This window comes from Prescottella equi (genome assembly GCF_020171745.1).
Classification (GTDB): Bacteria; Actinomycetota; Actinomycetes; order Mycobacteriales; family Mycobacteriaceae; genus Prescottella; species Prescottella equi_A.
The window spans coordinates 104,855-124,784 of the sequence record NZ_JAIVAH010000028.1 but is presented as its reverse complement, the minus strand read 5'-3'; the positions used below and the strand labels follow the sequence as shown (position 1 = coordinate 124,784).

General features: G+C 68.5%; 23 protein-coding genes. 9 read left to right on the top strand and 14 right to left on the bottom strand.

Translation table 11 applies throughout. The features are described 5' to 3' along the window. Positions 1 to 161 precede the first annotated feature (161 nt). Complete coding sequence (locus LCL87_RS22790) at positions 162 to 2,717, top strand: ATP-dependent Clp protease ATP-binding subunit (RefSeq protein ID WP_225023723.1); 2,556 nt, start codon at positions 162 to 164, stop codon at positions 2,715 to 2,717. Positions 2,718 to 2,782: 65 nt separating this feature from the next. Here the strand turns inward: LCL87_RS22790 and LCL87_RS22785 are convergent, their stop codons facing one another. Further along, positions 2,783 to 3,376, bottom strand: coding sequence for a TIGR03086 family metal-binding protein (locus LCL87_RS22785; RefSeq protein ID WP_225023722.1), 594 nt, complete (start codon positions 3,374 to 3,376; stop codon positions 2,783 to 2,785). A 97-nt stretch (positions 3,377 to 3,473) separates the two neighbouring features. Here LCL87_RS22785 and LCL87_RS22780 point away from each other — a divergent pair, with 97 nt between their 5' ends. Continuing rightward, positions 3,474 to 4,448 carry a WYL domain-containing protein gene (locus tag LCL87_RS22780; RefSeq protein WP_225023721.1) on the top strand — a complete coding sequence of 325 codons (975 nt, stop codon included), beginning with the start codon at positions 3,474 to 3,476 and terminating at the stop codon, positions 4,446 to 4,448. Here LCL87_RS22780 and LCL87_RS22775 read toward each other — a convergent pair. Continuing rightward, a complete protein-coding gene (locus tag LCL87_RS22775) occupies positions 4,378 to 5,031 on the bottom strand; it encodes a nucleoside/nucleotide kinase family protein (protein WP_225023720.1) in 654 nt (217 codons plus the stop codon). The genes LCL87_RS22780 and LCL87_RS22775 overlap by 71 nt on opposite strands. A gap of 90 nt (positions 5,032 to 5,121) precedes the next feature. Between LCL87_RS22775 and LCL87_RS22770 the strand changes: the two genes are divergently transcribed. Further along, a complete protein-coding gene (locus LCL87_RS22770; protein WP_225023719.1) occupies positions 5,122 to 6,714 on the top strand; it encodes an MFS transporter in 1,593 nt (530 codons plus the stop codon). Positions 6,715 to 6,726: 12 nt separating this feature from the next. Here LCL87_RS22770 and LCL87_RS22765 read toward each other — a convergent pair whose 3' ends face one another. Next, on the bottom strand, positions 6,727 to 7,374 hold the full coding sequence (locus tag LCL87_RS22765) for a hypothetical protein (protein ID WP_225023718.1): 648 nt from the start codon (positions 7,372 to 7,374) through the stop codon (positions 6,727 to 6,729). Between the two features lie 80 nt (positions 7,375 to 7,454). Between LCL87_RS22765 and LCL87_RS22760 the strand changes: the two genes are divergently transcribed. After that, positions 7,455 to 7,889, top strand: a complete 435-nt coding sequence (locus LCL87_RS22760; protein WP_225023717.1) for an OsmC family protein — start codon at positions 7,455 to 7,457, stop codon at positions 7,887 to 7,889. A gap of 50 nt (positions 7,890 to 7,939) precedes the next feature. On the opposite strand, the gene LCL87_RS22755 is transcribed toward LCL87_RS22760, so the two are convergent. The 7 genes from LCL87_RS22755 to LCL87_RS26005 all read right to left on the bottom strand — a co-directional run bounded on the left by LCL87_RS22755 (position 7,940) and on the right by LCL87_RS26005 (position 11,740). Then, positions 7,940 to 8,272, bottom strand: coding sequence for an SH3-like domain-containing protein (locus tag LCL87_RS22755; protein ID WP_225023716.1), 333 nt, complete (start codon positions 8,270 to 8,272; stop codon positions 7,940 to 7,942). Then, positions 8,269 to 8,943, bottom strand: a complete 675-nt coding sequence (gene scnC, locus LCL87_RS22750; protein WP_225023715.1) for a thiocyanate hydrolase subunit gamma — start codon at positions 8,941 to 8,943, stop codon at positions 8,269 to 8,271. Before scnC ends, LCL87_RS22755 begins: the two co-directional genes overlap by 4 nt. A gap of 9 nt (positions 8,944 to 8,952) precedes the next feature. Then, a complete protein-coding gene (locus tag LCL87_RS26015) occupies positions 8,953 to 9,252 on the bottom strand; it encodes an SH3-like domain-containing protein (protein ID WP_510850844.1) in 300 nt (99 codons plus the stop codon). Beyond that, entirely contained in the window at positions 9,249 to 9,680 is a 432-nt protein-coding gene (locus LCL87_RS26010) for a hypothetical protein (protein WP_510850843.1), read from the bottom strand. Before LCL87_RS26010 ends, LCL87_RS26015 begins: the two co-directional genes overlap by 4 nt. Before the next feature lie 67 nt (positions 9,681 to 9,747). After that, positions 9,748 to 10,569, bottom strand: a complete 822-nt coding sequence (locus LCL87_RS22740) for a CbtA family protein (protein WP_225023714.1) — start codon at positions 10,567 to 10,569, stop codon at positions 9,748 to 9,750. Then, a complete protein-coding gene (locus LCL87_RS22735) occupies positions 10,560 to 10,754 on the bottom strand; it encodes a CbtB domain-containing protein (protein WP_107984711.1) in 195 nt (64 codons plus the stop codon). The genes LCL87_RS22740 and LCL87_RS22735 overlap by 10 nt, the downstream gene beginning before the upstream one ends. A 377-nt stretch (positions 10,755 to 11,131) precedes the next feature. Then, complete coding sequence (locus LCL87_RS26005) at positions 11,132 to 11,740, bottom strand: DUF4352 domain-containing protein (protein ID WP_225023713.1); 609 nt, start codon at positions 11,738 to 11,740, stop codon at positions 11,132 to 11,134. A gap of 197 nt (positions 11,741 to 11,937) precedes the next feature. Between LCL87_RS26005 and LCL87_RS22725 the strand changes: the two genes are divergently transcribed. The 4 genes from LCL87_RS22725 (at position 11,938) to LCL87_RS22710 (ending at position 16,602) form a co-directional block, all read left to right on the top strand. Continuing rightward, positions 11,938 to 13,152, top strand: a complete 1,215-nt coding sequence (locus LCL87_RS22725; protein ID WP_510850842.1) for a sensor histidine kinase — start codon at positions 11,938 to 11,940, stop codon at positions 13,150 to 13,152. Between the two features lie 42 nt (positions 13,153 to 13,194). Continuing rightward, on the top strand, positions 13,195 to 13,857 hold the full coding sequence (locus LCL87_RS22720; RefSeq protein ID WP_225023711.1) for a response regulator transcription factor: 663 nt from the start codon (positions 13,195 to 13,197) through the stop codon (positions 13,855 to 13,857). 242 nt (positions 13,858 to 14,099) lie between these two features. After that, positions 14,100 to 15,782, top strand: a complete 1,683-nt coding sequence (locus tag LCL87_RS22715) for a class I adenylate-forming enzyme family protein (protein WP_225023710.1) — start codon at positions 14,100 to 14,102, stop codon at positions 15,780 to 15,782. Between the two features lie 61 nt (positions 15,783 to 15,843). Continuing rightward, the gene (locus tag LCL87_RS22710) at positions 15,844 to 16,602 is read left to right on the top strand and encodes a DsbA family oxidoreductase (RefSeq protein WP_225023777.1); all 759 of its coding nucleotides are present in this window, start codon (positions 15,844 to 15,846) and stop codon (positions 16,600 to 16,602) included. A 1-nt stretch (position 16,603) separates the two neighbouring features. On the opposite strand, the gene LCL87_RS22705 is transcribed toward LCL87_RS22710, so the two are convergent. The 3 genes from LCL87_RS22705 to mhuD all read right to left on the bottom strand — a co-directional run bounded on the left by LCL87_RS22705 (position 16,604) and on the right by mhuD (position 18,151). Further along, positions 16,604 to 17,407, bottom strand: coding sequence for a CbtA family protein (locus tag LCL87_RS22705; RefSeq protein ID WP_225023709.1), 804 nt, complete (start codon positions 17,405 to 17,407; stop codon positions 16,604 to 16,606). Beyond that, positions 17,398 to 17,592: a CbtB domain-containing protein gene (locus LCL87_RS22700; RefSeq protein WP_225023708.1), complete on the bottom strand. Its 195-nt coding sequence runs from the start codon at positions 17,590 to 17,592 to the stop codon at positions 17,398 to 17,400. Before LCL87_RS22700 ends, LCL87_RS22705 begins: the two co-directional genes overlap by 10 nt. A 244-nt stretch (positions 17,593 to 17,836) precedes the next feature. After that, positions 17,837 to 18,151 (bottom strand): mycobilin-forming heme oxygenase MhuD, encoded by a 315-nt coding sequence (gene mhuD, locus LCL87_RS22695; RefSeq protein WP_225023707.1) that lies wholly within the window; start codon positions 18,149 to 18,151, stop codon positions 17,837 to 17,839. Between the two features lie 70 nt (positions 18,152 to 18,221). On the opposite strand from mhuD, the gene LCL87_RS22690 reads away from it, so the two are divergent. Beyond that, complete coding sequence (locus LCL87_RS22690; RefSeq protein WP_225023706.1) at positions 18,222 to 18,968, top strand: alpha/beta fold hydrolase; 747 nt, start codon at positions 18,222 to 18,224, stop codon at positions 18,966 to 18,968. Positions 18,969 to 18,974: 6 nt separating this feature from the next. On the opposite strand, the gene LCL87_RS22685 is transcribed toward LCL87_RS22690, so the two are convergent. Then, positions 18,975 to 19,865: an HhH-GPD family protein gene (locus tag LCL87_RS22685; RefSeq protein WP_510850841.1), complete on the bottom strand. Its 891-nt coding sequence runs from the start codon at positions 19,863 to 19,865 to the stop codon at positions 18,975 to 18,977. Positions 19,866 to 19,930: the final 65 nt, after the last annotated feature.

Genomic DNA, 19,930 nt, shown 5'->3' with positions numbered 1-19,930 from the left:
AGGAGCGGCAGGTCGGAAGGCAGCCCACTAGAGTATGAGGTGGGGTCGTGGAACCTTCATCGGTTCCGGAGGCCGTCAGCCTGTTGTGCCGGAGCGAAACGCGGCGGGAGGGCCGAGACGCAGGTCTCGGAACTGATTGCCGGAGAGTGTGAGGGAGAGCGATGTTCGAGAGGTTCACCGATCGCGCGCGGCGCGTCGTCGTCCTGGCCCAAGAAGAAGCCAGGATGCTCAACCACAACTACATCGGCACGGAACACATCCTGCTGGGCCTCATCCACGAGGGTGAAGGCGTGGCGGCGAAGTCGCTGGAGTCGTTGGGTATCTCCCTCGAAGGTGTCCGCAGCCAGGTCGAGGAGATCATCGGCCAGGGCCAGCAGGCCCCGTCCGGGCACATCCCCTTCACTCCGCGTGCCAAGAAGGTCCTCGAGCTCAGCCTCCGTGAGGCGCTGCAGCTCGGCCACAACTACATCGGCACCGAGCACATCCTGCTCGGCCTGATCCGCGAGGGCGAGGGCGTCGCCGCCCAGGTGCTCGTGAAGCTGGGCGCCGACCTCAACCGTGTTCGCCAGCAGGTCATCCAGCTGCTGTCGGGCTACCAGGGCAAGGAGCCGGCCGAGGCCGGCAGCAGCCGTGGCGAGGCGGGCACCCCGTCGACGTCGCTGGTTCTCGACCAGTTCGGCCGCAACCTCACCCAGGCCGCCCTCGAAGGCAAGCTCGACCCGGTCATCGGCCGCTCGAAGGAAATCGAGCGCGTCATGCAGGTGCTGAGCCGCCGCACCAAGAACAACCCTGTCCTCATCGGTGAGCCGGGCGTCGGCAAGACCGCCGTCGTCGAGGGCCTCGCGCAGGCCATCGTCAACGGCGAGGTCCCGGAGACCCTCAAGGACAAGCAGCTCTACACGCTGGACCTGGGTTCGCTGGTCGCCGGCAGCCGCTACCGCGGTGACTTCGAGGAGCGCCTGAAGAAGGTCCTCAAGGAGATCAACACCCGCGGCGACATCATCCTGTTCATCGACGAGCTGCACACGCTGGTCGGTGCGGGCGCGGCCGAGGGCGCGATCGACGCGGCCTCGATCCTCAAGCCGAAGCTGGCCCGCGGCGAGCTGCAGACCATCGGTGCCACCACCCTCGACGAGTACCGCAAGTACATCGAGAAGGACGCCGCCCTCGAGCGCCGGTTCCAGCCGGTGCAGGTCGGCGAGCCCACGGTCGAGCACACCATCGAGATCCTCAAGGGTCTGCGCGACCGCTACGAGGCGCATCACCGCGTCTCGATCACCGACAGCGCACTCGTCGCGGCGGCCACCCTGGCCGACCGCTACATCAACGACCGCTTCTTGCCGGACAAGGCGATCGACCTCATCGACGAGGCCGGCGCCCGAATGCGCATCCGCCGCATGACCGCACCGCCGGACCTGCGCGAGTTCGACGACAAGATCGCCGACGCCCGCCGCGAGAAGGAATCCGCGATCGACGCGCAGGACTTCGAGAAGGCCGCGAACCTCCGCGACAAGGAGAAGACCCTCGTCGCGCAGCGCGCCGAGCGCGAGAAGCAGTGGCGTTCGGGCGACCTGGACGTCATCGCCGAGGTCGACGACGAGCAGATCGCCGAGGTGCTGGGCAACTGGACCGGTATCCCGGTCTTCAAGCTCACCGAGGAGGAGACCACGCGTCTGCTCCGCATGGAGGAGGAGCTGCACAAGCGGATCATCGGCCAGGAGGATGCCGTCAAGGCCGTCTCCAAGGCGATCCGCCGTACCCGTGCCGGCCTGAAGGATCCGAAGCGTCCGTCCGGCTCGTTCATCTTCGCCGGCCCGTCCGGTGTCGGTAAGACCGAGCTGTCCAAGGCGCTCGCGAACTTCCTGTTCGGCGACGACGACGCGCTCATCCAGATCGACATGGGCGAGTTCCACGACCGGTTCACCGCGTCGCGTCTGTTCGGTGCCCCTCCCGGATACGTCGGCTACGAAGAGGGCGGTCAGCTCACCGAGAAGGTGCGCCGCAAGCCGTTCTCGGTGGTCCTGTTCGACGAGATCGAGAAGGCACACCAGGAGATCTACAACACCCTCCTGCAGGTGCTCGAGGACGGCCGTCTCACCGACGGTCAGGGTCGTACGGTCGACTTCAAGAACACCGTGCTGATCTTCACCTCGAACCTCGGTACCTCGGACATCTCGAAGGCCGTCGGCCTGGGCTTCACCTCGGGAACCGGTACGGAGTCGAACTACGAGCGCATGAAGCTCAAGGTTCACGACGAGCTCAAGAAGCACTTCCGCCCCGAGTTCCTCAACCGTATCGACGACATCATCGTCTTCCACCAGCTGTCTCAGGACGAGATCATCCAGATGGTGGACCTGATGATCGGTCGCGTCGAGACGCAGCTGAAGAACAAGGACATGGACATCGAGCTGACCGAGCAGGCCAAGTCGCTGCTCGCGAAGCGCGGCTTCGATCCGGTGCTGGGTGCGCGTCCGCTGCGTCGCACCATCCAGCGCGAGATCGAGGACCAGCTGTCGGAGAAGATCCTCTTCAACGAGCTCGGCCCGGGCCAGATCGTCCTGGTCGACGTCGAGGGCTGGGACGGCGAGGGCGCCGGCGAGAACGCGAAGTTCACGTTCCACGGATCCCCGAAGCCGGTCAAGGTTCCGGACTCGCCCGCCGAGGCGCTGGCCGGTGCCAGCGACACGACCCCGTCCGAGGGCGGTTCGGCCGAGTAGGTTCACGTGAACGACGCCCCCGCGAGCGAAAGCTCGCGGGGGCGTCGTCGTGTCTCGGGCGGAGATCACCGACCGGCGGGGGCTGTTCGGCCGGACCAGTTGGCGAGGCGTTCCGTCGGTCCGGCTCCCTCAGTAGGCTCGACCACCGCGCCGAAGGGAACCCGCCCGCCGCGGAGACTCGCGGGGATGGCGCGGCGGGCCACCACCAGTGCCGCTTCGGCGAGGGCGGGGTCGGCCTCGGTCGGTTGCGCCGTCGCCACCGCCAGATCCCAGCCGTGGACCAGCGTCTCGTTCAGGTACGCCCAGACCGCGGCGTGCCCGGGAACCTGACCCCACGGAGCGGTGACGGTGGCGGTGAGCAGTCCGTCGTCGTCCCAGACGGCCCACATCTTCTCGCCGGCCGTCCGATATGCGGAGGACCACTCGCCGTCGACACCGACGCCGGTCGCCACCAGCGGCACCGAAGCCGGGTCGCCGCCCTCACCGATGACGCGGGCCCGCTCGACAGTCGCGACCAGGTGGCCCATCAGGGTTGCGACGTCGAACTCGTCGCACGGTGTCGGATTCGTCAGTTGATGCGGGCGTACCTCGCCCATCATGGCGGTCACCCAGGCCAGGGCTTCGCGGTACAGGGGCCGGGGGTCGGTGATGTCGGTCATCGTGGGCCTTTCGATGGAGTTGCACGTCTGCGGACCCGGCCCACTCTGGCGCCTGATCACGACATCTTCTGTCATGTATTTCTGGGAGACTGCGGCAATGCGCGCCGACCGTTTGCTCTCACTCGTGCTGTTGCTGCGGAACAGGGGACGGATGTCCGCGACGGCACTCGCCCGTGAGTTGGAGGTGTCCACGCGGACGGTGCTCCGCGATGTCGAGGCGTTGTCGGCGGCCGGAATCCCCGTCTATGCGGAACGTGGCCGCCACGGCGGGTTCGCTTTGCTGCCGGGGTTCACCACCGATCTCACCGGCTTGACGGTGGACGAGGCGAAGGCGCTGCTCGCGGCGGGCGCCGCTGCCACCCCCGAGGCGTTGGGGATGGCGCCGGCATTTGCGTCCGCGATGCGCAAGGTGGTGGCGGCGATGCCGGACACTCATCGGGAGGCCGCCACCCGGGTGGCGGAACGGGTGCTGGTACGGCACGGCGGTTGGCTCACGGATCCGCCGCAGGAGGAGCGTCTCGGCCTGATCCAACGGGTTGTGTTCGCCGGAAACCGGCTTCGGATTCGGTATGCCGCCCGCGGTAGCGAACCACGTTGGCGCACAGTCGACCCGATCGGTCTGGTCTGTGCCTCCGGTCGGTGGTACCTCGTGGCGACGCATCGCGGATCGGAGCGGACGTACCGGCTCTCCCGGATCCAGGACGTCCATGAACTCGACGAGCGGGCACGACGCGAGGCTGTCGTCGACCTGGCCGCGATCTGGGACCAGCGCCGATCCGAGTTCCGCTCGCTGCGTGAAGGTTTGACGGCCACCGTTCGGGTGCGGGCCGAGCGTCGCGGCGACCTTCTCGGTTCGGCGCTCTCCACCGCAGCGGAGGTACCGGCGGACGGATGGATCACGGCCGAGGTCGAGTTCGGCGACGCGGCGCACGCGGGGAGCGTGCTGTGGATGCTCGGCGAGGACGCCGAACTCCTCGGACCGGAGTGCCTGCGCGAATCGATCAGGCTCCGGGCGGCGGGCATGGCCGAACGGCACAGGTCTGCCTCTGCCTCCCGGGCTCAGAACTCGTGATCACCGTGACGTGGGCGGCGCGGCGTGTCCGGTCCGGCCCGAACAGTGCCGCCTCCTGGAGCGCCCAGCGGTCCCAGTGCGGCCGGAACATCTCACCGTCGCGCTGCAGTGCGCGTCGCATTCGCTCGTCGGGATCGGCGTCGACGAACACCCGGACCGCGAAGTACTCGCGTGCGACGCCGCACGTCGCCCCGGCGCCTTCGACGATCAGGTATCGGTGGCGGCGGATCGCCCGCCACTCCGCGTAGTCGCAGAGATGCCAGTCGTACCGGCGGTAGCGCGGGATCCGGCCGTGCCGGGCGGGGGAGAGGACCTGCCGGACGAGTCGCGGAACCGAGGCGGCGAGACCTTCCCAGCCGGGGTACACGTCGTCCATCCGGAGAATCGGTGCGTCGTCCAGTGCCGCGGCGACCCGTGTGGCCAGCGTCGACTTGCCGCTGCCGGAGGGGCCGTCGATGCCGATCAGGATCGGTCCGCGGCGGCGGTGCCCGAAATGTCGTCGATGCGCGGCGTGCGCGAGCGCGACGATCCGGGCTGTGCTCTCGGCCAGCGCCGGGAGGGTCCGATCGTCCTCGATGGTCATGACCGGAACGCTATGCGAGTCACCCGGTTCGCGTGAGCGGCATCGGCATTTCGGGCCACGCGACCGACCACGATGGTGTGGACTGGCCGCATGACATCCGCAGCGGCCGGGATCCGTCCCGCCCGGGCCCCGCTCGTGCTGACGGCGCTGATCCTCGTCGCCGCCGTGGCGAACCTGAACCTGGCGGTGGCCAATGTCGCGCTGCCCGACATCGGCAAGGCCTTCGACGCGAGTCAGACGCAGCTGAATCTGGTCGCCGTCGGATACTCCGTCGGGCTCGCAGGTTCGGTGCTCTATCTCGGCGCCCTCGGTGACCGGCACGGGCGGAAGATGATGCTGGTACTCGGCATGACGTTGTCGCTGCCGGCGTGTGTCATCGCCGCCTTCGCGCCGAGCGTCGAGGTGCTCGTCCTCGCGCGACTGCTCGGTGGTGTCGCGGCCGGGATGGCCTTCCCGACCACGCTCGCACTGATCACAGCGCTCTGGTCGGGAGCAGCCCGGACCAAGGCGATCGCATTGTGGTCGGCGATCGGCGGCGGTATCTCGTCACTCGGCCCGCTCGTGTCCGGCGCCCTGCTGCAGTCGTTCGACTGGGGGTCGGTGTTCCTGGTGACCGTGCCGCTCGCGCTGGTCGCGCTGGGTTTCGCGGCGTATTTCGTGCCGAGCCACGTCAACGAATCGACCGATCCCGTGGACAATCTCGGCGGGATCGTGTCGGTGATTCTGGTGGCGGCGTTGGTGCTGGGCATCAACTTCGCCCCGGTCGCCGGCATGCGCACGACCGCGCTGTCGATGCTGCTGATCGCGGTCGCCGCGGGGGTGGTTTTCGGAATCCGGCAGCTGCGGGCGAAGTACCCGCTGTACGACCTGACGGTGGCCCGCCGGCGCATCTTCTGGGTCGCGGCCGTCGCGGGCATCGTGGTGTTCGGCACGCTGATGGGAACCCTGTACATCGGCCAGCAGTTCATGCAGAACGTGCTCGGATACTCGACGCTGGCAGCGGGATCCGCCGGTCTGCCCGCCGCAGCCGTGATGGTGGTGGTGGCCCCGCAGTCCGCCAAGCTGGTCGAATCGCACGGCGCGCGATTCACGCTGTTGCTCGGATACGTGGCAATCGTCCTGGGACTGGTGGTGGCGTTGCTGCTGTGGAAGGAGGACGCGCAGTACTGGAAGATCGCGCTCGGCTACATGTTGCTCGGCGCCGGAGTCGGGCTGGCCGGCACGCCGGCCTCGCACTCGCTGACCGGGTCGGTGCCGGTGTCGCGGGCGGGGATGGCGTCGGGCACCGCGGACCTGCAGCGCGACCTGGGCGGCGCGATCGTGCAGTCGGTGCTCGGTGCGCTGCTCACCGCCGGCTACGCGGCGTCCTTCGCCGCTACGATCGCATCCAGCCCGCAGTCGGGTGACGTCAGCGATCAGACCGAGGCCGCGTTGGAGAAGTCCTTTGCCGGCGCCGAGAACGTCGCGGAGCGGTATCCGCAGTACGCGGACGCGATCACCGCCGCCGCCCGCGCGGCCTTCCTCGACGGGGATTCCCGGGCGTACGCCGCGGCGATCGCGATCGTCCTGGTCGGCGCGGCGCTCGTCTTCTTCGCCTACCCACGCCGGGACGCAGAGCGGGAGTTGCTCGAGCACTACCGGGAGATCGACGAAGCCCCCGAGCGGGCCGACCGGCGGCCCTGAGGGAGGACCGGGTCAGCGTCCGGGGCGTGTCACCGCTCCGGGTGCCGGCGGCTTCATCAACAGCGTCGCGGTCAGGAAGCACAGCGCGCCGACCAGCGTGCCGAGGTTCGCGGCCGCCGCACTCTCCGGCCGGTGCGTGTCCGGGACGAACAGCGCGCCCACCGCGGACACCCCGAAGGCCACCGAGCCGATCGCGTTGAGCCACGTGCTGCCCCAGTTGCGCGCGTGCGGATCCCACAGTCCGTCGACGTCGGTGGTGGCGACGACGGCTAGCGCGGAGGCTGCCAGGAAGCACAGCGAGCCGAACGCGTCCGGCTGCCAGACGAATTCGTGCTCCTCGTGCGCGGTGAGACTGCGCACGAGCGCGGCGCCGGTGCTGACGTTGAACAGCAGGGTGCCGATGAACTGCACGAACGCCGACCACCAGTCGTACCGGTCGACGCGGGACGTCGACGGGGTGGGCACCACGCGCCCGCTCAACCTCAGTTGGACGAAGGCGGCGACGGTGAAGAACAGCGAGCCCGCGAAGTAGGTGAGGTTGTCCGCCTCCCCGCCCACCGTCGTCGCGTACCCCGGGAGCGCGCCCACCGCGAACAGAGTCGAGCCGATCGCGAAGCCGAGCGATTCGCGGCGTAGCCCCACCCTCTCCAGCTGCCCCATGCGATTACACGATAGGGGGTAGTTTGCGAGGAGGAAGTAGACCTGAGGAAGTAGACCTATCGACGAGAGAGGATCTGCACATGCCCACACGCACCGCACGCACCGCCTGGAACGGGACGCTCGAAAAGGGTTCGGGTCAGGTGGAACTCACCAGTTCGGGAGTCGGCACCTTCGAAGTGTCCTTCCCGAAGCGGGCGGCGGAGGACGCCGGCGGCACCACCAGCCCCGAGGAACTGATCGCGGCGGCGCACTCGTCCTGCTATGCGATGCAGTTGTCGGCGCTGATCGGGGAGGCGGGCGGAACGACGCAGAGCCTCGACATCCGCGCCGACGTCTCGCTCGGGCCGGACGATCCGGGTTTCAAGCTGACCGGCATCGTGCTCACGGTGCGGGCAGAGGTCGACGGCCTGGACGCTGCGGGGTTCGCCCGCGTCGCCCAGGCCGCCAAGGAGTCCTGCCCGGTGAGCAAGGCTCTGACCGGCGTCGCCATCACGCTCGACGCCGCGCTCGAGTAGCCCCCTGGTTGTGAGGGCTCGAACGTACTGGGGCGGAGACTGTTCCGGTCTCAGCTACGTTCGAGCCTCGCCCGGACCTGCTCCATCTTCGCGCGCAACTCGTCCTGACTGACGATGCCGCGATCGAGGAAGGTGTGCGCCGTGGTGATCGCCGACCGTGAATGGACGGGGAACTGACTGTAGATGGTCTCGCCGAGTTCGTCCTCGGTGTGCCGGCGTTCGAGGTTGTCCCACGATCCGCGCCACGAGAGACACTCGCACGTGGCCTGCATCGCGGATTCCCACGGGTCCGGTCTGCGGTCGGTGTCGTCGAGGTCCCCGGCGCGTTCACCCGCGGTCTGCAAGGTCCGCAGAATGACCTCGTAGCTCTGTGTTGCCGTCACTTGCCACCTCCAGCCGACGGTGCCTTCGACGCGTCCCAGTCCGCCGAGGGCAGCGCCACGCCGATCATGGTGTCGCGGGTGACGATCTTCTCCAGTTGTTCCTCGGTCCAGCCGTCCGTGCCCTCGGGTCGCATCGGCATGACCATGAAACGGGACTTCTGGTTCGAGTCATGCACTCGTACTTCCACATCGGACGGGAAGTGCAGTCCGAACTCGGCGAGAACCTCCCGCGGGCGACGGACCATGCGCCGCCGGTAGTTCGGTGTCCGGTACCAGTCGGGTGACATGCCGAGAACGGGACGCGGGTAGCAGGAGCACAGCGTGCAGACGATCACGTTGTGCACCTCGGGCGTGTTCTCGAGGACGTAGAAGAAGGTGTAGTCGCTCGGCGTACCGGTGCCCGTCGGGTCGGTCCAGTCGATGCCCACCTCCTTGCTGGCTTCGGTCCCGTTCTCGAGCAGGCGCTTCTTGAACGCGGGATCGGTCCAGGCCTTGGCGACCATCTTCGAGCCGTTCGACGGCCCGATCGATTCGGCCCACTCGGAGAAGCGCCGGTGGTCCTCGGCCGAGAAGAGCCCCTTCTCGATCGCGAGTTCCCGCAGGGCGAGTTCGAGGACCTCGAACTCACTGATCTCCTCGGAAGCCTGGATGGGCTTGTGTGGATCGCTCACTTCTCCTCCTCACTCGTTCTTTCCGGCGGCTCGGAGCCACCCCTCTGCGCACTCGGTCTCGAGGGTGTCGATGGCGTATCCCGTGTACCTCGGCCACAGGTCGGTCTGCTTGAAGCGGACGACGTAGAACGGTTGTTTCCGTCCGGTCTCCAGCTTGTCGAACGCCTCGTCCTCGGGAATCACCCACTCGGGGCGGTGCTCGACGACTATTCCCTCCTGGTTTCGCACGAAAGCCTGTGTGCGGGTGTGGAAAATGCTCGTCTGGTCCTTCACGACCACGCGGTCGCCGACCTTGAACTTCGGGGTCATTTCCTCTCCTCCTGGAGGCGAGCGCGCACCTGGTCGATCCGGTCGCACAGCTCGTCGAGCGGGATGAGGCCCTTGTCCACCATCACCTTGGCAGCCACGGTTGCCCACCGGGCGTAGTAGGGGTAGCCGAAGTACTGCGTCTCGCCGAGGTCCACCTCGGCGCGGCGCCGCATTTCCGAGTTCCAGGCGCCCCGCCAGCCGAGGCACTCGCAGGTGACGTAGGTGTTCATCTCCCAGGCCTCCTCCTCCTTTTCGAGGTAGGGGACCGAGAGGGCCGGCTGACCGCCGACGTCGTGCAGCACGTGACGCAGAATGTCGTACTGCCCGTTGGTGATCGTGTACGGCGAGTCCTGGACGTCGTGTTCTGCGGGGGTGATCTTGGCCAGACCGTCGGTGAGGGTCTGGAACCGTGCTTGCTGGGTGGTCATGGAGGTCTCCCTTCCATGTGGGTTCGGTGTGCTTTCCGGGTGTTCCGAATCCTCGCCAGTGCTCCTCCTACGGTCGCGCTGTCCCGGTGATTGTCTGGTCGTGCACGGTGCCGGGAGTGATCCGCTCGGGTTGCGCTGTGCGCTGGGCCCGTTCGGTGAGGAAGGCGAACACCAGTCCGAGGCCGAGCCACAGCGTCGCCTGTGTCGCGAGCGACGAGATCCGGAACTCCCACAGCAGCGTGGCGGGGAAGTCTTCCCCGACCTCGTTCACGGTCGGCAGCAGCAGATAGCCCACGGTCACGATCGCCAGGAACGTCAGGACCGAGGCGCCGATCCGGACCGTCCAGTACTTCTGTGAGACAAGGATCTTCGCGACATACACCGCCGTGCAGACCGCGAACAGTCCGAGCACGAGTGCTGCCAGCCACAGCCAGGTCCGCTGGTTGATCGTGTCCGGGTCGCCCACTGCAGGTGGATTCGCCGGGTACTTGAAGAACGGCACCGCCTCGACGGCGAGCCATCCGCCCCCGGCCAGGCACAGCGCCAGCAGTGGACCCGTCAGTGTGGTGAACCGTCGCGCATAGTGCGCCACGACGCCGAAGATCGCTCCGATCGCGATCCCCGCGAGGGTGGTCGCCAGGAACAATCCGGCGCGTTGCCCGTCCCTCGAGACGAGTGCGTCGTCGTCGTGTGAGTGTGCCGCCGTTCCGGCGTCGTGATCGTGTGATCCAGCGTCGTCGGCCGCGGGTGCCGATTCCTCGATCGCGATGGCCGCGGCGACGTGTGGTTCACCGAGCGCGAAGGCGACCGCGCCGGTCAGCAGGCCGGCGATCAGCCCTGCGAGGAGGCCGCGCAGCAGCAGGCTCCCCAGCGACCCCGCTAGTGGCATGGGAGCCCCAGGAGGTGGCGACCGTCGTGCATCAGTTCGTGCATGTACATCCCGGTCCGGGAGATCGCGCCCTGGTCGAATCCGACGAGGTAGAGGGTGAGCAGGGCGAGGAGCACGACGCCGACCGCGACGAGCGCGATGCCGAGCGATTCGATTGCCCTGTTTGGACTGTGGACGAGAGTCATGGTTCCTCCTGGGGTGCGCCCCGGAGAGCCGGGTCGGAGGACGTGCCTGGCGCCGAAGCCGAACCGCGCGAGCGGCGCAGCGGACCCAGGAACCGGGGCGGCGAACAGCCTTGGGCGGCAGCGATCCGATCGGCGGACGAGTGGCCTGCTCCCCGTCGATTGGAAGCCAACCCCGACGCTACACGCGGGGGTTCGGCGTCAGCGGGCAGTTGTGCCCATCACACAACCGTGGGGACGGACCGGACATCGGTGGGCCGTCGTGCGCGTATCGCAATCGGCCGGGCCGTTCGAGGGCACGCTGGGTCCACAACCCGACAACGGCGGGGCTCGGCGACCCCTCGACGCCGAACCCCGCCGTGCGCGGTGCTTCCCGACAACTACTGCAGCAGAACCGATTCACCGCCCGAGAAGACTGAATCGTGCAGTTCGAGCACTGCGGGGACGATTCCGGACGGTACGTCGAACACGATCGTGGCGTCCACGGAGTTGCCAGGATTGATCTGTTCGAACGACAGACCCTGGTCGAGGGTGAAGGTGGCCATGTCGTCCACCGAATACTGCCGGCCCTGCGCGTCGACCAGCTTCTGCGCGGAGGTGGTGAAGGTCTGTTCGCGGTCACCGATGTTGCGAACGGTCATCCGCACCAGGACGAACTGTCCCTGGGCCTTCTCGGTGAGGTACTCGTTGGTCCCGACGGTGGGAACCCCGGCTTCCACGCCGTGTACTACGAACTCGAACTTGCCGTCGCGGACGGGCATTCCGATCCGGGCATCGGACGGTTGCTCGACGGCGGCGCCGGCCTCGCGTGCCTCCTGCGTGGGTCCGTCTCCGGATCCGCCGGTCGCGGCCACGATCGCGATGATCGCCACGACGACCACGCCGAATCCGGTCAGCACCTTGTGCCGGCCGAACCAGTTCTTCTTGGGGGCTTCCGGGGGTGCGTACCCGGGCTGCGGCTGGTGGGGAAACTGCTGCGGAGCGCTCACCGAGCTTCCTTTCGATGTTCGTGGCACGCCGCCGGGCGGCGGCGCACCGTTGATCTGTTTCGAGCACATCGCAGCAGCGCCCCCGATGTCTCCCTCCCCGAGGAGGAACCGCCTCCTCATTTCGTACCTGTTCGGGTCGCGACATCCGTCGTCCGTCGGATGCCGCGATGTCGGGGAAGGTGAGTACCGTCCTCCTCGTGAATTCCGAGAGCGCCGTGAGGATCCGGCGTCGAATCTGGACCGTGCTCGCGGTCGCGTTCAGCGCGTTCTGTTCGCTTCTGACGGTGGGGCTCGCGTCGACATCCGCGAACACGCCGGCCTGGAACCACGGAATCGGACTCCTCCTCAATCTCGTCGCCGCGGCGGCGCTGGTGTGGCGGCACGAACGTCCGTGGCTCGTGCTGACGGTCGCGCTCGTCGGTCCGATCGCGTTCGAGACCGACGCCACCGCAGCCCTTGTCGCGCTCTTCGCGGTCGCTCGCGTCGCCCGGGGATACCGGTTGGCCGGTGCGGCGGTCGCGGTCTGGTTGGCGTGCGCGGTGTCGCTCCTGTGGGACGCGCACCGCCTGCGCGACTACTCCGTCCTCACCATCGCGTCGGAGAAGCCCGCGGACGGCAGCCCAATACACCAGTACGTGGTGGCCGCGTGGATCCCGTTACTGGTGGCGGCCGTCCTCGTCGGCCTGGTGCTGGCATCGGCGACGGTGCTCCAGACGCGTAGCGCGCTGGTGGAGGCAGAGCAGGTGCGGGACGAGGCAACGGAACGGAGCGACGTGATGCGCGACGAGATGATCCGGGCGGAAGAACGCACCCGCATCGCGCGCGACATGCACGACACCCTGGCCGCCGGCCTGAGCCGCATCTCGTTGTTCGCGGGTGCGCTGCAGGTCAATGCCGCCGGCAACCCGGAGAAGGTTGTCAACTCGGCGGCGCAGATCCGGGCTACCGCGCACGAGTCGCTCGACGACCTCAAGAGCATCGTGGGGGTCCTCCGCGGCACCGGTGCTCCTCAGGACTCGGCACGACACCAGGGGATCGACGCCGTGCCCCAGCTGGTCCAGGCGGCCCGTGCCGCGGGGATGCACTGCACCCTGTCCACCGACCTCGCGCCGGGTGACGTCGGCGTGCTGTCGGGGCATGTGTGCTTCCGCGTGGTGCGGGAGTCGCTGACGAACGCTCAGAAGCATGCGTCGGATCAGGTCGTCGCGATCTCGCTGGACGGTGCGCCCGAGCGTGGAATCCAGATCCTGGTACGGAACCCGTTGAGCCACAGTGTCAACGGAGTCGGTGTCGGGTCGCGGACAGGGCTGCGGGGGCTGGCGGAGCAGGCGCAGGAGATCGGCGGGTCTCTCGAGGCGGGGCGCCTGGGTGCGGAGTTCGTCGTGCGTTGCTGGGTGCCGTGGACCGCCTGACCGGCCGGTTTTGTCGGTGTAGGCGGCTAATCTGTCGGCACTATGGAAGACCTTGGGGGAATCACCGTTCTGATCGTCGATGACGATCCGTTCGTTCGACGGGGGGTAGCAGACATTCTCGAGCCTGCACGGGACATCGTGGTGGTGGGGTGCGTGAGCGACGGCGACGAGGTTCCGGCCGCTGTCGCGTCGCTGCGGCCGCACGTGGTGTTGATGGATCTGAAGATGCGCCGGACGGGCGGCCTCGATGCCACCCGCAGCCTGATGGAACTGGAGTCGCCGCCGAAGGTCATCGCGATGACCGCGATGGATGTCGACGACCTCGTCGTGCAGGCGGTCGCGGCCGGCGCGCACAGCTTCCTGAGTAAGGACGAGTCGCCGCTCACGTTCCACCAGTCGGTGCGCGTGGTGGCGTCCGGTCACACGCTGTTCAGTCCGGAAGCCTTGCGGCGCATCGTTTCCGAGGGCGTCCGCTCGGGTGGTGTGACGCGGGTGGACGGCGCCGATCTGAGCCGTCTCACCGAACGCGAGCGTGAAGTCCTCACCGTTCTGGCGGAGGGGGAATCCAACGCGGACATCGGTCGCCGGCTCTTCCTGGGAGAGACGACGGTGAAGTCGCACGTGTCGGCGATCTTCGAGAAGCTCGGCGTCCGGAACCGCGTCGAAGCCGCCCTGCATGCCTATCGGGCGGGCCTGGTCGTCTGACCTGGACACTCCGCTCGAAAACCTGTTCGCCGTCTTGATGAATACGCCCGCGTCGGGGTGTGATCGTGCCGTCGACGCGGCTCCCGAACGAGGCGTTCGTCTGATTTCCGCAGGTCGTGCCCTATCGGATGGATTGCAACTCGCGCAAGTAACCGGACCGTGATACATCTAGTGACCTAGATCACACATCCAGTGGAGTGACGGCTGTCGGGGACGTCGGATCGCGAGACAAGGGAGGGCACATGGGGAGCCTGAAGATTCACCCTCAGATCCGCATCGACGAGTACACCAAGTCCGGTGTCTGGACCTCGGACACCGTCCAGCAGTTACTGAGCGACAGGGTGCGCGAACGGGGTACCCAGCTCGCCGTCGTGGACCCGGTGGACAAGGCCGACTACGTGGACGGGGTTCCCGGCCGGATCACCTGGGCGGAGCTGGACCGGGAGGTCGACCGGCTCGCGGCGACCCTGCTGCGGTCCGGGGTCGGCGCCGGCGAGGTGATCGGGGTGCAGCTGCCCAACACGATCGAGCAGATCGTCGTCGTCCTGGCCGCCTGGCGGATCGGCACGATAGTCTCCCTGCTCGCCATCCACTCGACGGAACCCGAGATCGTCGAGGTCTGCAACGAGTCGTGTGTGAGCGCCTTCGTCACCGCATCGAGGATCGGGTCCAATCGCGTTGCCGAACGGGTGGTTTCGGTACGAGCGCAGATTCCGACGCTGCGGACGGTGCTCGCGTACGGCGTCGGCGTCCCGGACGGTGTCGTCCGGATCGGCCACGGCGTCGCGACCGCCGCGGACGCGGCCGAGGTCGCGGCGCACGTCGCGACCGGCAGTCCCGCGGCCGACGACTGCATCGCGATCTGCTGGACCTCCGGCACCGAGGGCCGGCCCAAGGGCGTGCCGCACGCCCACTGCGAGTCCCTCGCCCACGCGCGCGGCGTCGTCGAGGCGGCCGACCTCACTGCCGACGACGTGATCCTCAATCCGTTCCCGATGATGACCGCGGCGGGGATCGTCGGGACGATGCTGCCGTGGCTGGCGACCGGATGTGTCCTGGTGCAGCACCAGCCGTTCCGGTTGGACGTGTTCCTGCGGCAGATCGCGGAGGAGAAGGTCACGTACACCGCCGGACGCCCGTCGATGCTGGCGGCGGTCGAACTCCAGGAAGGGCAGGCCGTCGACCTGTCCACACTCACCCGCGTCGGTGTGGGGGCGGGGCATCTGACCCCGGAGACGGTCGGGCGGTGGCGGGAGCGGCACGGCGTCGAACTGGTGAACTTCTTCGGCACCATCGAGGGTGTGAGCCTCCGGTCCGACCCGTCGGCGCGTTCGGTGGAGCGGCCGCACTCGCTGCTCTACCCGCGCTCGGGCGACGGGCGCGGAACCGTGCTGAAGTTGGTGGATCGGCAGACCGGTGCCGAGATCACCGAGCCCGGCGTGCTGGGTGAACTGCGCGTCAAGGGGCCGACGGTGTTCGCCGGCTACCTCAATCCCGCGCGTGACCGCGACCCGTTCGACGCGGACGGTTTCCTGATGACCGGCGACCTGTTCGTGATCGATGGTCCCGAGGATGCCTACCTGCGGTTCGTCGACCGGGCGTCGGACATCATCCGGCGGGGCGGGGTGCGAATCGGATCCGTCGATCTCGAGGCGCTGATCGCCGAGCATCCGGCCGTCTCGGATGTGGCGGTGGTCGGGTGCCCCGACGGTCGGTTGGGTGAGCAGGTGGTCGCGGTCGTGGCGTGCCGGCCCGGCGCCACCATCAGCCTCGAGGAGATCGCGCGACTCCTCGAGGATCGCGGCATCGATCCGGGCGAGACGCCGCAGCGCCTCGTCATCGCGAAGGGGCCCGCGGGGTTGCCGCGCAGCAGTACCGGGAAGGTCCTCAAGCGCGTCCTGCGGCAGGAGCTCGAGCGAGGCTGACCGGTCCGGCGGCGGGCGCGGAACAAGACGCGTCCGCCGTGTGTTCGAATGCCTCGTGACCATCGAGACCAATGTCGGCGCAGTGACCGCCGAATCCGAGTCCGCCGCGCCGACCGCCCTGATCGAGGTGTGGTCGGACATCGCCTGCCCGTGGTGCTACATCGGGAAGCGCCGCTTCACCGAGGCGCTGGACCGGTTCCCGAACCGGGACCGGGTGTCTGTGGTGTGGCGGTCGTACCAGCTCGCACCGGACACCCCGGTGGGTGCGCGCCGCGGCGAGCTCGAGGCACTGGTCGAGCACAAGGGCATGCCTGCCGACCAGGTCCGGCAGATGTTTCAGCACGTCGCCGCGACGGCGGCGGCCGACGGGCTGGCGATGGACTTCGACACCGTGATCGCCGCCAACACGTTCGACGCGCACCGGCTGCTGCACCTGGCGGGGCCGCGGCGGGACGCGCTGCTGGAGGCGCTGTTCCGCGCCCACTTCACCGACGGGAAGGTGATCGACGACCGCGCCGTGCTGGTCGAGGTCGCGGCGAGCGTCGGGATGGACGCCGACGAGGCGGCCGCGGCACTCGACGGTGATGCCGGCGCCGACCTGGTGCGCGCGGATCTCGCGGCGGCCGGGCAGCTGGGGGTGTCGGGGGTGCCGTTCTTCGTAGCGAACCGACGCCTCGCGGTGTCGGGGGCGCAGCCGCAGGACGTCTTCGCGGAGCTGTTGCGCCGCGCGGTCGAGGACGCCGACGCCGAAGGTGCGGACAGCGGTGCAGCCCCCGGCGGGAATGCCGAGGGCTGCACCGACGATTCGTGCGCGGTCTGAGCTAACGGATCGCGCGCCGGGCGGCGCGTTCGGTCAGGAATGCGAACGCGAGACCGAGCGCCAGCCACAGCGCTGCCTGGGTCGCGAGCGACGAGACGCGGAACTGCCACAGCAGGGTGGCGGGGAAGTCCTCGCCCACCTCGTTGATTCCGGGCAGCGCAAGGTAGCCGACCGTGACCACCGCGAGGAACGCGGCGATCTGTCCGATCATCCGGACGGTCACCAGGTCCTGATTCTTCAGCAGGCGCCCCACGTACACGGCCGCCGCGACGGCGAGCAGGCCCAGGGCCACCGATGCGAGCCACAACAGGGTCCGCTCGTTGATCGTGTCCGGGTCGCCGACCGCCGGCGGGTTGGCGGGGTACTTGAAGAACGGCACGGCTTCGATTGCAAGCCAAGCGGATCCAGCCACCACGATGGCGAGGGGGGTGCCCGCCATCGTGGTGAACCGGCGTGCGTAGTGCACGACTACCGCGAAGATCGCTCCCAGCGCCAGGCCGGCGAGCGTCGTCGCGAGGAACAGGCCGAAGCGTTGCCCGGTACGGCTGACGAGGGCGTCGTCGCCGTGTGAGTGGCCTTCCGGCTCAGCCGCTTCCGTCCCGTGATCGTTCGGGGCGGCCTCGCCCGCGTGGTGGTCCGGTGCGCCGGCGGACTCCTCGATCTCGATCGCGGCCTGCACATGGGGTTCACCCAGCGCGAAGGCGACCACGCCGCCCAGCAGACCGGCGATCAGGCCGGCCAGCAGTCCGCGCAGCAGAAGAGTCTTGAGGCTTTCGGTGATCGTCGTCAGTGTCTTCAATGGCACGGCAGACCCAGCAGGTGCCGACCGTCATGCATCAGTTCGTGCATGTACATGCCACTGCGGGAGATTGCGCCCTGGTCGAACCCGACCAGGTAGAGCGCGAGCATGGCGAGCAGTACGACTGCCGCCGCGATGAGTGCGACAGTGGCCGACTCGGCCGACTTGTCGGGTGAATAGGCGATTGCCATCGGTGCCTCCTGGGATTTCGCGTCCCGCTAGGTCCATGCGATGGCCGAGGTGTCTGGCTCTCGAGGGTGGACCCTCGATCACAGTGGCGCGACCGCTCCGGAATGACACCGGATTACCGTCGACCCATCGCTCTGTCGAGCGAACTGTGGCACCCCGCAGGTCACGGTGTCAATCGGGATGATCGACACCGTGACCGAAATGTCCGGTATCGGCGCTGTCTGCGGTCGAATCGGATGGGGTGGATCAGGATTCGGGCTTCGCCGCCACGTCGAGGACCACCTCGAACTCGAGCAGCGAGGCGCCGGTCGCGACGGGCTTCGCGCGCTCGCCGGCGTGCGCCTCGCGGGCCGGGCCGCTCGCCCACGCCTGGAACGCCTCGTCCGACTCCCACTGCGTCACCACGAAGTAGCGGTTGTCGCCCTTGGTCGGCCGCAGGAGCTGGAACCCGAGGAAGCCGGGGGAGTTCTCGACCGCGTGGGCGCGGTTGGCGAACCGCTTCTCCAGCTCGGGGCCGGCGCCCTCGGGGACCTCGATTGCATTGATCTTCACGACTGCCATGCACGCGAGGGTACTCCGGGCGCGCGCGTGTTCTCCCCCGGTCGGCGAGGGTTCGGCTACCGTCGGACCCGTGTTGCACGACGAGGGTGGGACGGGGCGGCCGATACTGCTCCTGCACGGGCTGATGGGTAGTTCGCGGACGTGGTCGCGGCACGTGTCGTGGCTGCGCGAGCACGGTCACGTCTACACGTTCGACGCGGCCGGGCACGGACGTCCGATCGACGGCGCCCCGACGACGGAACTGTTCGTCGAGGACCTCGCCCGCGCCCTCGGTGATCTCGACGGGCTGGACGAGCCGCTCACCGTGATCGGGCACTCGATGGGCGCGCTGCATGCGTGGTGTTTCGCGGCCGCGCATCCCGATCGGGTCCGCGCCCTGGTCCTCGAGGACATGGCCCCGGACTTCCGCGGGCGCACCGCACAGGATTGGGCGGCAATGGTTTCCGCGTGGCCGCAGCCGTTCCCCACCGAGGAGTCGGTGCTCGAGTACTTCGGCGAGGTCGCGGGTCGCTACTTCCTCGACTCGTTCGACCGGCGCCCCGACGGCTGGTACCTGCACGGCAGTGTCGAGACGTTCCGGGACATCTCGGAGGAGTGGGGCACCCGCGACTTCTGGACGCAGTGGGACGCCGTCCGCGTCCCCTCGCTGCTCATCGAGGGCGAGTTCACGATCACGCCCGAGGGGCAGATGCGCCGCATGCTCGAGGGCCACGACGCCCGGTATGTGTGGGTGGCTCAGGCGGGCCACCTCGTCCACGACGATCAGCCCGAGCGGTATCGGGACGCCGTCGAGGAGTTCCTGAACTCGCTCGGCTGACAGCGGTCAGCGACTGCCCTCGCCGGCCAGCGCGAACAGTCCGTCCTCGGTCTGCTCGATCAGCCCGTCCACGAGCAGGGAGTGCAGCGCGCGGTCGCGCTGTCCCGGATCGCTGAGCCACACCAGATCGAGTTGCGCGCGTTCGACAGGGTGCGCGGTGCCGCGCAGCACGTCCATCAGTTTTCCGCGGACCTGACGGTCGGTGCCGGCGAACTTCTGCACCTTGCGGGGCTCTCCCGTGTATGCGGGGCGCCCGGCCTCCACCCACGCGCAGCGCGGCAGTGGGCAGGCGTCGCAGTCCGGAGTGCGGGCGGTGCACACCGTCGCGCCGAGTTCCATCAGCGCGGCGGAGAACCGGGCGGCGCGGTCGCGGGTGCGGGGCAGCAGCGCGTCCACGTCGGCCATGTCGCGCTTGGCCGACGGGTTGCCCTGATCCGCCCGGCCGTGCACGGCGCGGGCGACGACGCGTCGAACATTGGTGTCCACCACCGGAACCCGCTGTCCGTAAGCGAAGCACGCGACCGCGCGGGCGGTGTAGTCGCCGATCCCGGGCAGGCTCAACAGCACGTCGACGTCGGTCGGAACCACGTCGCCGTGCTCGCCCGCGAGTACCCCGGCGCACTCGTGCAGGCGCAGCGCCCGTCGTGGGTACCCGAGTTTGCCCCACGCGCGCAGGACGTCGGCCTGGCTCGACGCCGCCATCAGCGACGGCACCGGCCACCGGCGTACCCACTCCTCCCAGATCGGGGCGACGCGGACCACCGGCGTCTGCTGCAGCATGATCTCGCTCATGAGGATGTGCCACGCGGTGACGCCGTCACGTCGCCACGGCAGATCCCGGGCCTGTTCGTCGTACCACCGAAGCAGTGCTGCACTGTCCACCGAGGCCGATGACACCGAATCTCTCACCCTTCTCCGTTCACCACGCGGGCATTCGTCATCGGTCCAACCGAGACGGCAGG

Bases quoted from the DNA above. Each gene is read 5' to 3' on its own strand.
- LCL87_RS22790 (WP_225023723.1), top strand. From the start codon at position 162: ATGTTCGAGAGGTTCACCGATCGCGCGCGGCGCGTCGTCGTCCTGGCC.
- LCL87_RS22785 (WP_225023722.1), bottom strand. From the start codon at position 3,376: ATGACCGACATCACCGACCCCCGGCCCCTGTACCGCGAAGCCCTGGCC.
- LCL87_RS22780 (WP_225023721.1), top strand. From the start codon at position 3,474: ATGCGCGCCGACCGTTTGCTCTCACTCGTGCTGTTGCTGCGGAACAGG.
- LCL87_RS22775 (WP_225023720.1), bottom strand. From the start codon at position 5,031: ATGACCATCGAGGACGATCGGACCCTCCCGGCGCTGGCCGAGAGCACA.
- LCL87_RS22770 (WP_225023719.1), top strand. From the start codon at position 5,122: ATGACATCCGCAGCGGCCGGGATCCGTCCCGCCCGGGCCCCGCTCGTG.
- LCL87_RS22765 (WP_225023718.1), bottom strand. From the start codon at position 7,374: ATGGGGCAGCTGGAGAGGGTGGGGCTACGCCGCGAATCGCTCGGCTTC.
- LCL87_RS22760 (WP_225023717.1), top strand. From the start codon at position 7,455: ATGCCCACACGCACCGCACGCACCGCCTGGAACGGGACGCTCGAAAAG.
- LCL87_RS26015 (WP_510850844.1), bottom strand. From the start codon at position 9,252: ATGACCCCGAAGTTCAAGGTCGGCGACCGCGTGGTCGTGAAGGACCAG.
- LCL87_RS26010 (WP_510850843.1), bottom strand. From the start codon at position 9,680: ATGACCACCCAGCAAGCACGGTTCCAGACCCTCACCGACGGTCTGGCC.
- LCL87_RS22740 (WP_225023714.1), bottom strand. From the start codon at position 10,569: ATGCCACTAGCGGGGTCGCTGGGGAGCCTGCTGCTGCGCGGCCTCCTC.
- LCL87_RS22735 (WP_107984711.1), bottom strand. From the start codon at position 10,754: ATGACTCTCGTCCACAGTCCAAACAGGGCAATCGAATCGCTCGGCATC.
- LCL87_RS22720 (WP_225023711.1), top strand. From the start codon at position 13,195: ATGGAAGACCTTGGGGGAATCACCGTTCTGATCGTCGATGACGATCCG.
- LCL87_RS22715 (WP_225023710.1), top strand. From the start codon at position 14,100: ATGGGGAGCCTGAAGATTCACCCTCAGATCCGCATCGACGAGTACACC.
- LCL87_RS22700 (WP_225023708.1), bottom strand. From the start codon at position 17,592: ATGGCAATCGCCTATTCACCCGACAAGTCGGCCGAGTCGGCCACTGTC.
- mhuD (WP_225023707.1), bottom strand. From the start codon at position 18,151: ATGGCAGTCGTGAAGATCAATGCAATCGAGGTCCCCGAGGGCGCCGGC.